Source organism: Xanthomonas sp. NCPPB 1826 (assembly GCF_056725285.1).
In genome coordinates, this window is the sequence record NZ_CM161521.1 from 1,441,681 (window position 1) to 1,457,604 (window position 15,924).

The window sequence follows — 15,924 nt, forward strand, 5'->3', positions numbered from 1 at the left end:
CGCGGGTCGGGGAGGGGAGTGACAGAAAGTGGGCAGTGATGCTGCCTCTACTGGCCGTCGTGCGGGCACCTTGTAGCATCCAGATCGGAATGCCGGGCGCAGTGCAGGGCGGAATCTCCTGATCGAGGTGTTGCAACGTGGAAACGAAATCGAAGTTGCCGGTCCCGGGCCGGGCATTGCTGCTGGTGCTGGGCATGCTGATCGCGCTGGTGGGGCTGATCTTTCTGCTGGGTGGCGCGAGGTTGGCCAGCCTGGGCGGCAGCTGGTACTTCCTGCTGATGGGCCTGGCGACCGTCGTGGCCGGGGTGCTGATCGTGCTGCGTCGGCCGGCCGGTGCGCTGGTGTACGGCGTCGCCTTCGCGCTGACGCTGGTGTGGGCGCTGTGGGATGCGGGGCTGGAGTTCTGGCCGCTGGTCTCGCGGCTGATGCTGCCTGCGGGCTTCGCCGTGCTGGTGGCACTGGCCTGGCCAGCGCTGCGGCGCAGCCGGGCGTTGCCGACCGGGCGCACGGCCTATGGCGTGGCGACGGTGCTGGCGCTGGCGGTAGTGGCCGGGATCGGTGGCATGTTCGTGCCGCATCCGCCGGTCGCAGGTAACGCGGGGCCGGGCATGACGGCGGTGCCGCCTGGAAGCGTGCAACAAAACTGGTCGGCCTACGGCAATACCGATGGCGGCAGCCGCTTCGCTGCGCTGGACCAGATCAACCGCAGCAACGTCGACCGGCTGCAGGTCGCCTGGACCTACCACACCGGCGAGATCGCCAACAGCGACGGCAACGGTGCCGAAGACCAGCTGACCCCGCTGCAGGTGGGCGAGAAGGTGTTCCTGTGCACACCGCACAACAATCTGATTGCGCTCGACGCCAGCACCGGCAAGCAGCTGTGGCGGCGCGAGATCAATGCGACCTCGTCGGTCTGGCAGCGCTGCCGTGGCCTGGGCTACTTCGACGCCGACGCGGCGTTGCCGGCACCGAGCGTGGCCAATCCCTCGCCGATCGCCGCAGTGACGGTGGCGCAGGACGCCAACTGCCGTCGCCGCCTGTTCACCAACACCATCGATGGTCGCCTGATCGCGGTGGATGCGGACACCGGCGCGTTCTGCCAGGGCTTCGGCAGCAACGGTCAGGTCGATCTCAAGGCCGGCCTGGGCGCTGCGCCGGATCCGTTCTACCAGCTGACCTCGCCGCCACTGGTGGCCGGCAGCACCGTGGTGGTGGGCGGGCGCGTGGCCGACAACGTGCAGACCGACATGCCTGGTGGCGTGGTGCGCGGTTTCGATGTGGTGACCGGCGCGCAGCGCTGGGCCTTCGACCCGGGCAATCCGCACGATCGCCAGGCGCCGGCCGCCGGCAGCAGCTATGTGCGCAGCACGCCGAACGTATGGGCACCGATGTCCTACGACGCGGCGATGAACACCGTGTTCCTGCCGCTGGGCGGGCCGTCGACCGATCTGTACGGCGCCGAGCGCACCGCGCTCGATCACCGTTACGGCGCCTCGGTGCTGGCGCTGGATGCCACCACCGGTGCGGAGAAGTGGGTCTATCAGACTGTGCACAACGATCTGTGGGACTTCGACCTGCCGATGCAGCCCAGTCTGATCGACTTCCCCAACCAGGACGGCAGCCACACTCCGGCGGTGGTCATCGGCACCAAGGCCGGGCAGATCTACGTGCTCGATCGTGCCACCGGCAAACCGCTGACCGAGGTCAGGGAAGTACCGGTGAAAGGCTCGGATATTGCGCACGAGCAGTACGCGCCGACCCAGCCGCTGTCGGTCGGCATGCCGCAGATCGGCACCAAGCACCTGACCGAATCGGACATGTGGGGCGCCACTGCGATCGACCAGATGCTGTGCCGCATCGCGTTCAAGCAGATGCGTTATGAAGGCCTGTACACCGCGCCGGGCACCGATGTCTCGCTGAGTTTCCCCGGCTCGCTGGGCGGCATGAACTGGGGAGGCCTGTCGACCGACCCGGTGCATGACGTCATCTTCGCCAACGATATGCGCCTGGGCTTGTGGGTGCAGATGATTCCTGCCGACACCCGCAAGGCCGAGGCGGCCGGTGGCGGCGAGGCCGTCAATACCGGCATGGGCGCGGTGCCGCTGAAGGGCACGCCGTATGCGGTCAACAAGAACCGCTTCCTGTCGGCGCTGGGCATTCCGTGCCAGGCGCCGCCGTACGGCACGCTCAGCGCGATCGACCTCAAGACGCGCAGCATCGCCTGGCAGGTGCCGGTGGGGACGGTGCAGGACACCGGCCCGTTCGGCATCAAGATGCATCTGCCGATCCCGATCGGCATGCCGACGCTGGGCGGCACGCTGTCCACCCAGGGCGGGCTCGTGTTCATCGCCGGCACCCAGGACTACTACCTGCGCGCGTTCGACAGTGCCACCGGCAAGGAACTCTGGAAGGGCCGCTTGCCGGTCGGCAGTCAGGGCGGGCCGATGACCTACGTCTCGCACAAGACCGGTAAGCAGTACGTGGTGATCAGTGCCGGCGGTGCGCGGCAGTCGCCCGATCGTGGCGATAACGTGATCGCCTACAGCTTGCCTGACGCGCACTGACACCGCCCACCCGTGACCACGTCGGCAGCTGCGTCGGCGTGGTCACGGAGCGGCCGACAAACCTCGCGCGCGCCTGACGGCTGCGCACTCGCGTCAGCCGCTGTTGGCTGTAACCCGACGGCCGGGTGTCTCGCACATCCCGGCCAACGCTCCCGTTACCGCAGCGGCGCTTTGGCACACCGCCATGCATCGGCACCGATGGCCGTGCACGCTGCCCCGATCAGAGGACCACGATGCATCGTCTGTCTTTCCTCCCGCGCCGCAGTGCGCTGGGCTACGCCTTGTTGCTGGCACTGCCGGCCACCGCAGTCGCCGCGGGCGATACCACGCTGACCGGCGACTGGGGTGGGCGCCGGTCAGCCTGGACCGAGCAAGGCGTGAGCGTCCGCGGCGACTACGTGTCCGAGACGTTTGGCGTGGTGGATGGCGGCTACGAAAACACCAGCGCGCGCTATGCGCAGCAACTGCGGGTGGGCGTGGATCTGGACATGGCCAAACTCGCCGGCTGGGGCGGTGGCAGCCTGCATGTCACCATCAACGACCGCCGCGGCCGCAGCACCTCCGCTGACCTGGTCGGCAATCGCTTCCCCATCCAGGAAGTGTACGGAGGCCAGTACACCCGCCTGAGCGAGTTCAGCTACGACCGCAGCTTCAACCAGGGCAGGACGTATCTGAAACTGGGCTTCTATGCGATGGGCAACCAGTTCGCTTCGCACACGTTGCTGGTGAACTTCGTCAATGCCGCGTTCTGCGCGCATCCGCTGGCGTTTTCGGCCAATAGCGGCTGGTACAACTATCCGGCCGCGCGCTGGGGCATCGAAGGCGCGCAGCAGCTGACCCCGCAGCTCAACCTGCATGCCGGCTGGTTTCAGGTCAACCCGAATCTGGGCTTCGGTGCCCGCGATACCTATGCGTTCGAGCCGTTCGCCAGCGGCACCACCGGTGCGATCTTCCCGCTCGAATTTACCTGGAAGCCGGCCGCCGCGCGCTACCCGGGCGTGTACAAGTTCGGTGGCTACTACGATTCCTCGTCGGTGCCCAGGCGTGGGCTGGACACCAGCCGCAGCACCGGCCGCGACGGCGCCTATCTGCTGGTCGAACAGAAACTGTTCACCCCGGGAGCGGACCCCAGCATCGGCCTGACCGGATTCGCCCAGTACATGGCCAGCGACCACGACAGTGCGCTGATGACACGGTGGTATTCGGTTGGCGGGGTGTACCAGGGCATCGGCACACGCACGCAGGACCGCATCGCACTCGGCTATGTGGCCGGCAGGATCAATCATCGGCTGCTCGATGCACGCCGCGCAGAACTGATCGATGCCGGCGCGGCGGCCGATTCGCCACTGGTCGGGCTGAGCGCTGCCGAAGAGCTCTACGAGCTCGCCTACAGCGCGCAGATCACGCCGTGGCTGATGTTGCGCCCGGACCTGCAATACATCGTCAACCCCGGGACCTACGCCTATACCCACACGCGCAACGCAGTGGTGGTCGGGCTGCAGGCCAAACTCACGTTCTGAGTGCGTGCCCGCAGCGTGGCGCGCCGTTGCCGCACGGCGCACTGCGCGCTGTGCGCATTCGGCGCCTTGCAGGGCGGCCACGTGCGGCGCCTGCGGGTGCATGACCTTGTGCCTTTGCGCGTGCGCCGCAGCAACGCCTACCATCGACGTTTTGCCGTTGCAGGAACTCTCGATGAAGCTTTGTTACGCCGTGCTGCCCCTGTGTCTGTTGACCGCCTTGCCAAGTCTTGCCGCTGCGCGCGGATTCGATGTGCGCGACATGGTCGCGCTGGACCGGGTGTCTTCGCCCACGCTCAGCCCCGACGGCAGCGTGCTGGTGTTCGCCAAGCGGCAGGCCAAGAGCAGCAACGGCAAGCCGGCCACCGGCCTGTGGACGCGCAATCTGCGTACCCGCGATGCCGCGCCGCCCAGGCGGCTCACTCCCGACGGCTGGAACGTCAACAGCCCGGCGCTGTCGCCGGACGGCAAGACGGTGTACTTCCTCAGCAGTAAATCCGGTACGCAGCAGCTGTACGCGCAGCCGCTGGCCGGCGGCGCACCGCAGCAGTTGACCGCCTTTGCGGTGGATGTGGACAGCTACAAGCTCTCGCCCGACGGCAAGCGCATCGCCTTCAGTGCCGGCGTGTTCCAGGACTGCGGCTCGGACCTGGGTTGCACCAAGAGCAAGCTCGCCAACCTCAAGAGCGCCAAGGCCAGCGGCGTGGTCTATGACCAGTTGTTCGTGCGGCATTGGGATACCTGGAACGATGGCCGCCGCAACACCTTGTTCGTCGCCGACCTGCCGGCTGCCGGCGGCAAGGTCGTGGCCGGTGCCTCGGCGATCAGCGCCACGCTGGCCGGCGATGCGCCCTCCAAGCCGTTCGGCGGCAACGACGATTACGCCTGGTCGCCCGACGGCGGCAGTGTGGTGGCCAGCGTGCGCGTGCCGCAGCCGCACGGGCCGGAAACCGGCAAGAAGGCAACCGCCGGCGCCAAGCCCACCGGCAACGACGAGCCGTGGCAGACCAACTTCGACCTGTACCGCCTGGATGCGGCCGGCAAGGCCGCGCCGGTCAATCTGACCGCGTCCAACCCGGCCTGGGATGCCGGCCCGGTGTTCAGCAGCGACGGCAGGACGCTGTACTACCGCGCGATGAAGCGCCCCGGTTTCGAAGCCGACCGCTTCGGCCTGATGGCGATGGACGTGGCCAGCGGCAAGAGCCGCGAGATCGCCCCCAAGTGGGACCGCTCGGCCGGCGAGATCGTCTTGAGCGCCGATGGCGCCAGCCTCTACACCAGCGCCGATGACCTCGGCGAGCATCCGTTGTTCAAGATCGACATCGCCAGCGGCCAGGCGACCAAGCTGGTGGGCGAGGGCAGCGTGCATGCGCCGACCCTGGCCGGCAACACGCTGGCGTTCACCCGCAACTCGCTCAAGAGCGGCGACCAGGTCTTTGTCAGCGACGTGCAGGGCCAGGGCCTGCGTGCGATCACCCAGAGCGCCGGCGAGCTGCTGCCGGAGGTGCAGTTCGGCGACTACGAGCAGTTCCAGTTCAAGGGCTGGAACAACGACATTGTGCACGGCTATGTGGTCAAGCCGTACAACTATCAGGAAGGCAAGACCTACCCGGTGGCATTCCTGATCCACGGCGGGCCGCAGGGCAGCTTCGGCAACGGCTGGAGCAACCGCTGGAATCCGCAGACATACGCCGGCCAGGGCTATGCGGTGGTGATGATCGACTTCCACGGCTCCACCGGCTACGGCCAGGAATTCACCGATGCGATCAGCCAGCATTGGGGCGACCGCCCGCTGGAAGACCTGCAGAAGGGCTGGACCGCCGCGCAGAAGCAGTACGGTTTCCTCAATGGCGACAAGGCCTGCGCGCTGGGTGCCAGCTATGGCGGCTACATGGTCTATTGGATGGCGGGCAACTGGAATCAGCCGTGGAAGTGCCTGGTCGACCACGACGGCGTGTTCGACAACCGCACCATGGGCTACGCCACCGAGGAGCTGTGGTTCAGCGAATGGGAAAACGGCGGCACGCCGTGGCAGAACCCGGCCGGCTACGAGAAGTTCAACCCGGTGCTGCACGTGGACAAGTGGAAGGTGCCGATGCTGGTCATCCACGGCCAGCAGGATTTCCGCATCCCGGTCGAGCAGGGCCTGGCCGCGTTCACCGCGCTGCAGCGCAAGGGCATCGACTCCAAGTTCCTGTACTTCCCGGACGAGAACCACTGGGTGCTCAAGCCGGACAACAGCGTGCTGTGGCACGACACCGTCAACAGCTGGCTGAAGCAGCATATCGGCCAGTGAGGTCGCGACCGGCACGCCGCCTGGAGCGGCGTGCCGGTTGGTGCGGCGATGACGCGTGAGACCTCGGCCTTTGATGCGGTCGCAGGGTTGTTCGCTTTGCTCAGTTCGGCAGCTGATCGCGTTTGGCCAACTGGCCTTCCACGATCTGCAGGATCTCCGCCACTGCGATGCCGAACGAGCCGGCATTGCCGGCGTCGAAGGCGGCCTTCCATTCTGCATAGCCCGGCAGGTAATCCTGATTGGGCGCGGCAGTGCCGACGTGTTCGGCAGCGCTGCGCTCCAGGGTCTGCGCGATCACCGGGATGTGCGGCAACGCGTCCAGGATCCCATCGGGCAATCCGGCGTGACGTACCTGGATGTCGCTGATGCTCACGTGCAGGATCTGGCCGCCGTGGGGATGCACATCGATCTGGTTGATCAGCAGCAGCGGGGTCTCGGTTGCGGTGCGCCCACGGCAGCGCCAGAGCTGGCCGACCGCATAGACGGGGAGGTGGTGTCGGGCATCGGGTACTCCAAGATCAAACCGCAATGATGCAACGGGCTTGCGGAGATGGCGACTCTGCGCCGTGCCGGCCATGGAAGGGAATGATCCGGTCTTCAACCCGACGTCTGCGCAGTCGCGCTTCGCCCGCAAGACGATCTCCGCAGGTGCCGCGTTGTGCGCTGACAGCGCCGACGTCTGGATGAGTTCGCTTGCAGCACCGGAGATGGCCTGGATCACCGCATCTGGCTGAATGCCAGCATGAGCCAGCAGTGCCGCAGTACACGCAAGCCATGTCAAAATAGCGATTCTTTAACTTCCTCAGCTCCCTGCCAGGATCGCAAGGACCGTTTGCATGCGCACCTTGTTCCGCCCCTCGTTGTGGGCGCTCGCCCTCGTCTGTAGTCCTGCCCTGAATGCCGCATCGCGGCCCACGGCCGTGCCTGCGCGCGCGCCGGTGTCTGCGACTGCCGCAGTTGGCACCGATGCGGTGGCCAGCGATCCGGCTGTGCCACTGCCGGCCACGCTGAAGTCCGGCATGGGCTACCGCGCGTTTGCGCAGGCGGTGATGGAGCAGGGCTGGCAGCTGGTGGATCCGCTTGCCGCCGACAGCTGTATGGCCGCCGGCGATTGCGCCGTCGAGTTCATCGCGCCCGGCGGCAGTGCGCGCCTGCAGGTGCAGGTCGGCTCGCAGTCCGGTGCGGCGGTGGTCAGTGGCTGGCGCGCGCAGCAGGTGCCGCTGGATCGCATCGGCAACCCCACCGCAGCGGCGGTGGACAGCAAGGCTGCGCCGGCCGCGTCCAAGGTGGCGGACAACCCGCGTTGAGCGCAGTGCGCCGGCGTCTGAGACGCGCGGCGTATCATGGCGCTGCACGCGCTGCGGCCTGCACCGGTGGCGCGCGTCAGCGCCAGCTGCGTCTTTCCTGATCCCGAGTCCAGTCCCGCATGACCTCCATGAAGAGCATCGATCCTGCCGATCTGGAAGCGTTGTTCGATGCCGTGCCGGACGTGCTGTTCTTCGTCAAGGATCGCGAGGGCCGCTATACCCACGTCAACCAGACCATGCTGCGGCGCCTGGGCCTGAAATCGCGCAAGGAATTGATCGGCAAGCGCGTTGCCGAGGTCTATCCCAGCGGGCTGGGCGCCAACTACGCCAATCAGGACGAGCAGGTGCTGGCCGGGGAAGTGATCGACAACCTGCTGGAACTGCATCTGTTCGCCAACCGCGAACCGGGCTGGTGCCTGACCTGCAAACGTCCGCTGCTGGTCGACGGCAAGGTGCAGGGCATCATCGGCATCTCGCGCGATCTGGGGCCGCAGGACGGGCACGAATCGCAGTACGAAAAACTGCGGCTCGCGCTGGCGTACCTCAACGCCAACTACGCGCAGAACGTACGCATGCAGGCGCTGGTGGAGATCACCGGGTTTTCGATGTCCAAGCTGCAACGCTCGTTCCGCAAGGTGTTCCAACTCACCCCGCAACAGGTGCTGGCCAAGCTACGCCTGCAGATGGCGATGCATCTGCTGCACGGAAACAAGAGCCTCACCGAAATCGGGCATGCCTGCGGTTTCAGCGATCAGAGTGCCTTCGCACGGCAGTTCAAGCTGGCGGTCGGCATGACGCCACGCGAGTACCGCGCCCTGGCGAACGCGGCGCAGTTTCCTGCCGAACCGGCTTAGTGCATCCGACAAGACGACTGCTCAGCTGCTGAGTTAGCCGAGCATGGCTCTTCTGTAATGCTTGCGGGGAACTGCGTGAATCCATCGGGATTCCGGGTTGCATCCTCGTTTGGTAGATGCAGTCAAAAGCCTGGTTCGTCGAGTGTGCGGGGCCCTCACCGCTTGCGGGACACGCCGTGAATCCGTCCATGGAGCAACTGTGTTGTTGGAGTGGCTCTGCCGCTCCGCAAGCCGGGCACGGTGGTGCTGGCCGCCTGTCGGCAGCCATGGCCCCATCGAGCGCATTGACACTCAGGTCGGGATGGCTTGGGCCTGTCCGCCTAGCGCATCTCTGGCGCGGGCGTTGAGGATGACCAGCATCTTGCGCATCGCCGCCACGACGGCGACCTTGCCGGGCTTTCCGCGTGCCCGCAGCGACCGATAAAACTCCCGGATCTGGGGCTCGTGCTGGATGGCCGACAGGCAGGCCATGTACAGCACGTTGCGCACCTCGATCCGCCCGCCGCCGATCCTGCGGATGCCGCGTGTGGTGCCGCTATCGTGGGCGATGGGAGCGACGCCGACCAGCTTGGCAATGGCCTTGCCATCAAGGGTGCCCAGCTCCGGCAGATAACTGGCGATCACCGCTTGCAGGATCGCTCCGACGCCTTTAAACGAACGCATCGCTTCCAACTGCGGTTGCTGGCGGACCTGTTCGGCGATGTGTTTTTCCAGTCGCACGCAGTGCTTTTTCATCTGCGTGATATTGGCCTGCAGCAGGCGGCGTAAGCTGGTGTCCGTCCCCTGTTCCAACTGGTTTTGCGCGCTTGTTGCCAGGTCCACAAGCTGCTGTCGCGCACGCACGAACTCGCGCAGCTTTCGCCGCCAAGGCTCCATCGGCTGATAGGCACGCAGCTCAAGGGTGGCCGCCATGCAGGCCAGATTGGTCGCATCCAGGCGATCTGTTTTTGCCGGCAAACCGGTGGCAGCAGCGAAGGCCTGGCAGCGGTACGCATCGGCCCGCACGACTTGGTGACCGGCGTCGAACAGGGCATCCAGTATCTGCTGTTCGTAACCGCCAGACGCCTCCAGGACAACCTGGCCAACCTGCTGCGTCGCCAGCCAGGACAGAAGCTTGCGATGGCCCGCGGGTGTGTTGTGAAACCGCTCGAAAGGGCCGCGATGGACGGCCACATCCAACATGGCCTTGCACACATCAATCCCGATGCCGTTCATGGGTGAACTCCGTTAGGCTTAAAGGGTCGAGAGCTCCCCCGCCTGCCCAGCCTTACGTCTACGCGTGGCAACACTGGCAACTGTTCGGGCGATACGGGGGAGAAACCGACGTGGGCACCTGTCTCCACGACGATCGGCAATGATCTAGGCTCTAACGGTGGCCCACGTCGGCTCTCGACACCCAGACTGGCAGAATCTGAACAGATAAGGCTCCTTGGCGGCATCCATGCCGCCACACGGTCCCGCAACCGCCGAGGGCACCGCACCAGACAGTTGATCGGTGGCCGCATGAAAAGCTGCCTATCGCTCGACGTGCGTCCGGCATTGCGCCGGCACATCAGTAGCGAACAATGCGCATCGTGCACTGCTCTTAACTTTGCGCACCGACCCTCTCGACTGGTCCTTGCCCGCTCACCGTCGCGGGACCTTACGCGGCATGGATGCCGCGTGAGCGCCTACACGGACGTACTTGCGGCGTGTCCCGCGATGGTGGGCGGGCAAGGGCCTTGCGGCCAAACCGCAAATCAGCCGCTTTGTACCTGATCTATCCGTAGTGTCCAGTACTCAGGACAACGTGCCCGAAGCAATCGAGACTTCAAACCATGGCAGCGCTTGGGCGCGATCAGATACCTAAGCCAATGCTCAGTCAGTCGAGGACGCGGTGTCAGAGAGTTAGTCGGTGGCCGCGTAAGAGCCTACAGGGACGTACTTGCGGCGTGTCCTGCGGTGGTGGGCGGGCAAGGGCCCTGCAGCCAGACCGCAGTCCGCTGCTCTACTGCCGAGCTGGCCGCGCGCGCCGACACCCCAAAGACACGACCGCGCAACGACATAAAGACAGCCAGGATTCCAAGTCGCAGCGTTGTTTAGTAGACGCGGCCAAAAGAATGGCTGAAGGCCGGCCGTTGCACAGGACGCGTTGATCTACTGCTGAAGATGAGTTGCTACCCGCATAAACGACTTGGGCGCGAACGACGTAGAAGTCGTTCGCGCCCAAGCCTGTGCAGCCCATGCGGATGCGGTTACGCCAGCATGCGCACCTTCGGTTCGCGTGCCCACTGGCGGGTCTTGGCGGCAGTGATGAATGCCTTGGTGTCTGCCGCCGCGATCACGCCAGCGTCCTTGCCGACATTGCCGGCCTTCAGCAGCAGCTGCGCGCCATCGTCGAAGGCGATTGCCTTCAGATGCGCCCACGCATTGCTGACGAAATCCAGCGCCGCCGATTCGCGTGTCAGCGCCTTGGCAGCTTCCGACGACAACACCACCGCCACCGCATCGAACACCACCGAAGGTGTGCCGGCCAATTGACCATCGGCAGCCAGTTGCTTGCCGTCGCTGAGCTTGGCGCCACCCAGTTTCGGCGCGACGATCTTGACTGTGGCACCGGCGGCTTCGGCGGCCTTGCGCACCGCCTTGATCGTCGCTGCATCGGAGCCGTCGTGAATCAGGATGCCGACCGTGCGGCCCTGCAAGGTGTCCTTCATCTTGCCGATCAGCTGCAAGGCGGGCGACAGCGGCATGTCGGTCGGTGCGACCGCAGCCGGCGGTGCCGGCGGCAACGTGGTCATGCCCATGCCATCGGCCACGCGCTGTGCCAGCGTCGGGTCGATGTGACGCAGGTGGCCGACGATGGCTTCGCGCACGTGCGCGGTTTCCACCTTGGACAACTCGAACACCAGCGCCGATGCCATATGCGCCTGTTCCGGTGCGGTCTGGCTGCGGAAGAACATGCGTGCCTGGCTGTAGTGATCGGCAAAGCTTGCTGCGCGTACGCGGCCCTTGGCGCCATCTTCGGCCGGTGTCGCATGGCTGGGGAATCCACGCAGCGCCTCACGCGGCGCATCGGCCTGCAACGAGCTGGGTTCGTAGGCGACACGGCCCTTGGGGACGCCCATCTGCATATGGCCGTCGCGCTGGTTGTTGGCGAACGGGCACTTGGGCGCATTGACCGGGATCTGGTGGAAGTTCGGTCCACCCAGGCGGCTCAGCTGCGTGTCCAGATACGAGAACAGGCGGCCCTGCAGCAGCGGATCGTTGCTGAAGTCGATGCCGGGCACGATGTTGGCCGGGCAGTACGCCACCTGCTCGGTCTCTGCGAAGAAGTTGTCCGGCCAGCGGTCCAGCACCATGCGGCCGACGATCTGCAGCGGCACCAGTTCTTCCGGAATGACCTTGGTCGAATCCAGGTGATCGAACGGGAATGCATCGGCTTCCGCCTCGGTGAACAGCTGCACGCCCAGCTCCCACTCCGGGAAGTCGCCGCTCTGGATCGATTCGAACAGATCGCGACGATGGAAGTCCTGGTCGGCGCCGGCGATCTTCACTGCCTCATCCCAGATCGTGGACTGCAGGCCGAGCTTGGGGCGCCAATGGAACTTGACGAAGGTGCTGTCGCCCTTTTCATTGAGGAAACGGAAGCTGTGGATGCCGAAGCCTTCGATCATGCGCAGCGAGCGCGGAATGGTGCGGTCGCTCATCGCCCACATGATCATGTGCATCGACTCGGGGCTCAGCGAGATGAAATCCCAGAAGGTGTCGTGCGCACTGGCGGCCTGCGGGAAACCGCGGTCCGGCTCCATCTTCACCGCGTGGATCAGGTCCGGGAACTTCATCGAGTCCTGGATGAAGAACACCGGGATGTTGTTGCCCACCAGATCCCAGTTGCCTTCCTTGGTGTAGAACTTCACCGCAAACCCGCGCACGTCGCGCGGCGTGTCCACCGAGCCGGCACCACCGGCAACGGTGGAAAAACGCGTGAACAACGGCGTCTTTTCGCCGACTTCGGTGAAGATCTTGGCAGTGGTGTACTGGCTCAACGACTTGGTCAGCTCGAAATAGCCATGAGCCGCGCTACCGCGTGCGTGCACGATGCGCTCGGGGATGCGCTCGTGATCAAAGTGGGTGATCTTCTCGCGCAGGATGAAGTCTTCCAGCAACGTCGGCCCGCGCGGCGTGGCGCGCAGCGAGTTCTGGTTGTCGCCAACCGGAATGCCCTGGTTGGTGGTCAGCTGCGGATGCGTGCCGCCGGCCTTCTGATGCAATTCATCGCCCGTGCCGCGCAACGTTTCGGGAGTTGCGCTGACAGCAGCGGTGGACGGAAGTTGCGCGGACTTGCTGGGGGACTTGGGCATGGGACTCCACTCTGGCGGGCTTGAGATGCGGGCTGATCCACTGAGCCTGGGAGTGGCGCTGTTAAGTGCGCGTGTCTGCATGCGAACGAATACTCACATGCAGCCAAAAGCTTGCGCTAGATCGCAGCTGCCCGATGTGTCTGTCACGCAATACACCGATGCACGGTCTGCAAACGCATGCAGCGAACGCGACCGTTACATGCCGACTACAGCAGGTCCAGCGGCTGCTTGCGCGTCGGTGGCGGGAACGCACGGTCCAGTTCGGCAAGGTCCTGCGCGTCCAGGTGCAACGTGCACGCCGCTGCATTCGCGCGCACATGCGCGGGCGTTCCCGATTCGGGAATGGCAATGACCTGGCCACTGCGGATCGCCCATGCCAGCGCTACCGCAGTTGCGGCCACGCCGCGTCGCTCGCCGATCGCGTGCAGTACCGGATGATCCAGCAATGCGCGGCTGCCCAGCGGCGAATACGCCATCACCGTCACCTCGTGCTGTGCGCACCACGGCAGCAGGTCGAACTCGATGCCGCGGCTACCGGCGTGATACAGCACCTGATTGACCAGGCAATGCTGCCCGCCCTCGATCTCCCACAGGTCCTGCATGTCCTCCACATCGAAATTCGATACGCCCCAGTCGCGGATCTTGCCGGCATCGCGCAGGGCCTCGAACGCATCGACCACTTCGCGCAGATCGCTGCCGCCGCGCCAGTGCAGCAGATACAGATCCAGCGTGCGCACGCCAAGCCGCTGCAGGCTGGCCTCGCAGGCACGCGCGATGCCGCGCGTGCTGGCATTGCTCGGCAGCACCTTCGACACCAGATAAGGCCGCTGTGCGCTATCCATGGCCTGGCCGATCAGTTGCTCCGACCGGCCATTGCCATACATCTCGGCGGTGTCGATCAGGCGCATGCCCAACTGCTGGCCTGTCTGCAGCGCATCGATCTCCTGCTGCGGCGGGTGTCGTCCCTGGCCCAGATTCCACGAGCCGAGCCCGAGTGCCGGCGCGCTGCGTCCGTTGCGCAGGCGCACCGTGGGGCAGGGGGATGGAGTGGAAACGGACATGGGTGGCTCCTGATGATGCGATCAATGCGAGGGTGACTGTGCCGGCGTTGCGGTCGCGTGCGGTAGCGTCAGCGTTGCCTGTGCATCCCAGAACGTGCAGCGATGCCGTTGCGCGAAGTCGGGCGTTGCGCCGATCCTGCCGGGCGACAGCGTCAACGGAGCGTCGCCATCGAAGCGCGGCCATTGCGGACGGCCAGCCCCGTTCGGATCGCCGGTGCGTGCAAACGCGCCCCAGTAATCCTGCAGCGTATCGGCGAAGGCCTGCTGCGCCGGCGTGAACGCCGGCGCGCCACTGAGCACCCACGGACGCTGAAACAGGTACACCAGCTCGGACGCGTGATATGCGCCCAGCGGATGCGAGAACGGCAGGCGCAACAGGCCGTAAGGCGCTTGCGGGTCGTCGAATTCGTACGCATACACCGGCGTGCGGCTGCGCAGGGCCTGGCCCAGCCGGCGCGTCGGGCAGGCGAATCCGCCATCGGTGACGATGTCGGCAAACGCATCCCAGCGCGATTGCGCGGCAATGTCCGCGTAGCGCGCCATGATCGCGCTAGGGTCGGCATGCATGCGCTTGAGGCGTGCCTCATAACCGCTGCGCAGGTTGAGCTTGCCGATGTAGGACAGCAGCTGCGCAAACAGTCGCCCTTCGTTGCGGTTGGTGCCGATCAGCACCGGCACCTGCGCATGTTGCAGGTTGGCGATCGCCTTGGCGGGCGGCAACGGCAACACCTCGCCGCCGGACATCGGCGCCCACGCATCGCTGCCGGTCAGGCCACGGCGCTGCGGTTTTGCGTCGGCCACGCTGTCGGCGGGCAATGCGCGCAGGCACGCGGCAACATCGCCTGCGCGCTCGCAGCCAAGCGTCTGCGCCATGCGCACACCGCCGCGCTCGGCCTCGGCACGCGGCAGGCTGGAATCGCTGGCCAGGCAACTGCCGCTTTGCAGAATTGCACGTTGGAACAGGCCGGCCGCGCCCGGTGCGGCCAGTTGATAGCAGATGCTCCAGGCACCGGCCGATTCGCCGAACACAGTGACGTTGTGCGCATCGCCACCGAAGGCGGCGATATTGCGCCTGACCCAACGCAATGCAGCCTGTTGATCGAGCAATGCATATGCGCCTTCGCCTTCGCCTTCGCCACGCAGCGCCGGATGCGCGAAGAAACCGAACACCCCCAGCCGGTAATTGGGCGCCACCACGATGACGTTCTGCCGCGCCGCCAATGCACTCAGGTCGTAGTCGACATTGCTGCCCAGCTCCAGCGCGCCACCGTAGATCCACACCATCACTGCGCGCGGATGCGCCGGCGCAGGGCCGGGTGGCGCATAGACGTTGAGGGTGAGGCAATCCTCGGACACCTGCTTCTGCCCGAAGCGATAACGCGGCAGGCACGCCGGCCCGGCCTGGGTGGCATCGCGGACTCCCTTCCAGGCTGGCGCCGCCTGCGGCGCGCGAAAGCGCAATGCGCCCACCGGCGGCGCGGCGAACGGCACGCCCAAGAACACTCGCCCCTGCGCGCCGGCGACTCCGCGGATCGCGCCGGCATCGGTCTGTACCACCTCGGCCTGCGCATCGGCCGCGTGCACCAGCCCCGGCACCTCGCCAGGGCGGCGTGGCGCGCACGCGGTCAGCGTGCAGGCCACCAGCAGGAGGATGCCGAAGTGTTTCAGCTGAAGCATGCGCAGGTCTGCCGTGTGCGTGAGGACGTCCGCCATCATCTCCACCGCACGTGTAGGGCAGGCAAACGTGTGGTGGTGGGTAGGGCTCCGGCATGAGACGGCCGGGTACACGCGTTGCCGGGGAGTGAGCGGGTATCGCTGCCTGCGGCGCATGTGTACCTACTGGCGCAGTCGTCCTGCACGAAGTGTCGATGCATCCGCTGGCGAGGGGCAGATGGCATCGCTGTCGCCTGGTCGAGTGCGGTGCGATGAGCGCAGCACGCGCCGGAGGGCAATCTTTCATCGCTGCCCATGAAGAGCCGGCT

At 65.8% G+C, this 15,924-nt stretch carries 9 protein-coding genes and 1 pseudogene; 5 read left to right on the plus strand and 5 right to left on the minus strand.

The window, feature by feature from the left end:
* Positions 1 to 137: 137 nt before the first annotated feature.
* The 3 genes from AC1PLA_RS06250 (at position 138) to AC1PLA_RS06260 (ending at position 6,377) form a co-directional block, all read left to right on the plus strand.
* Positions 138 to 2,564 (plus strand): glucose/quinate/shikimate family membrane-bound PQQ-dependent dehydrogenase, encoded by a 2,427-nt coding sequence (locus AC1PLA_RS06250; protein ID WP_481105792.1) that lies wholly within the window; start codon positions 138 to 140, stop codon positions 2,562 to 2,564.
* Between the two features lie 233 nt (positions 2,565 to 2,797).
* Entirely contained in the window at positions 2,798 to 4,084 is a 1,287-nt protein-coding gene (locus tag AC1PLA_RS06255; protein WP_481105793.1) for a carbohydrate porin, read from the plus strand.
* Between the two features lie 172 nt (positions 4,085 to 4,256).
* Positions 4,257 to 6,377 carry a prolyl oligopeptidase family serine peptidase gene (locus AC1PLA_RS06260; protein ID WP_481105794.1) on the plus strand — a complete coding sequence of 707 codons (2,121 nt, stop codon included), beginning with the start codon at positions 4,257 to 4,259 and terminating at the stop codon, positions 6,375 to 6,377.
* 100 nt (positions 6,378 to 6,477) lie between these two features.
* On the opposite strand, the pseudogene AC1PLA_RS06265 reads toward AC1PLA_RS06260, so the two are convergent.
* A pseudogene (locus AC1PLA_RS06265) lies at positions 6,478 to 6,881 on the minus strand (hypothetical protein).
* 332 nt (positions 6,882 to 7,213) lie between these two features.
* On the opposite strand from AC1PLA_RS06265, the gene AC1PLA_RS06270 reads away from it, so the two are divergent.
* Positions 7,214 to 7,684, plus strand: a complete 471-nt coding sequence (locus tag AC1PLA_RS06270) for a hypothetical protein (RefSeq protein ID WP_023903079.1) — start codon at positions 7,214 to 7,216, stop codon at positions 7,682 to 7,684.
* A gap of 128 nt (positions 7,685 to 7,812) precedes the next feature.
* Positions 7,813 to 8,538, plus strand: coding sequence for an AraC family transcriptional regulator (locus tag AC1PLA_RS06275; RefSeq protein ID WP_024939479.1), 726 nt, complete (start codon positions 7,813 to 7,815; stop codon positions 8,536 to 8,538).
* A 291-nt stretch (positions 8,539 to 8,829) separates the two neighbouring features.
* Here AC1PLA_RS06275 and AC1PLA_RS06280 read toward each other — a convergent pair whose 3' ends face one another.
* The 4 genes from AC1PLA_RS06280 to AC1PLA_RS06295 form a co-directional block, all read right to left on the minus strand.
* Positions 8,830 to 9,753, minus strand: coding sequence for an IS110 family RNA-guided transposase (locus tag AC1PLA_RS06280; protein ID WP_481105486.1), 924 nt, complete (start codon positions 9,751 to 9,753; stop codon positions 8,830 to 8,832).
* Positions 9,754 to 10,772: 1,019 nt separating this feature from the next.
* The gene (locus tag AC1PLA_RS06285) at positions 10,773 to 12,881 is read right to left on the minus strand and encodes a catalase (RefSeq protein ID WP_039528594.1); all 2,109 of its coding nucleotides are present in this window, start codon (positions 12,879 to 12,881) and stop codon (positions 10,773 to 10,775) included.
* Between the two features lie 206 nt (positions 12,882 to 13,087).
* The gene (locus AC1PLA_RS06290; protein WP_481105795.1) at positions 13,088 to 13,942 is read right to left on the minus strand and encodes an aldo/keto reductase; all 855 of its coding nucleotides are present in this window, start codon (positions 13,940 to 13,942) and stop codon (positions 13,088 to 13,090) included.
* 21 nt (positions 13,943 to 13,963) lie between these two features.
* Complete coding sequence (locus tag AC1PLA_RS06295) at positions 13,964 to 15,619, minus strand: carboxylesterase/lipase family protein (RefSeq protein ID WP_481105796.1); 1,656 nt, start codon at positions 15,617 to 15,619, stop codon at positions 13,964 to 13,966.
* Between the last annotated feature and the right edge of the window lie 305 nt (positions 15,620 to 15,924).

Excerpts from the sequence above, each read along its gene's own strand:
- AC1PLA_RS06285 (WP_039528594.1), bottom strand. The coding sequence starts at position 12,881 with ATGCCCAAGTCCCCCAGCAAGTCCGCGCAACTTCCGTCCACCGCTGCT.
- AC1PLA_RS06280 (WP_481105486.1), bottom strand. The coding sequence starts at position 9,753 with ATGAACGGCATCGGGATTGATGTGTGCAAGGCCATGTTGGATGTGGCC.
- AC1PLA_RS06275 (WP_024939479.1), top strand. The coding sequence starts at position 7,813 with ATGAAGAGCATCGATCCTGCCGATCTGGAAGCGTTGTTCGATGCCGTG.
- AC1PLA_RS06260 (WP_481105794.1), top strand. The coding sequence starts at position 4,257 with ATGAAGCTTTGTTACGCCGTGCTGCCCCTGTGTCTGTTGACCGCCTTG.
- AC1PLA_RS06255 (WP_481105793.1), top strand. The coding sequence starts at position 2,798 with ATGCATCGTCTGTCTTTCCTCCCGCGCCGCAGTGCGCTGGGCTACGCC.
- AC1PLA_RS06295 (WP_481105796.1), bottom strand. The coding sequence starts at position 15,619 with ATGCTTCAGCTGAAACACTTCGGCATCCTCCTGCTGGTGGCCTGCACG.
- AC1PLA_RS06270 (WP_023903079.1), top strand. The coding sequence starts at position 7,214 with ATGCGCACCTTGTTCCGCCCCTCGTTGTGGGCGCTCGCCCTCGTCTGT.
- AC1PLA_RS06290 (WP_481105795.1), bottom strand. The coding sequence starts at position 13,942 with ATGTCCGTTTCCACTCCATCCCCCTGCCCCACGGTGCGCCTGCGCAAC.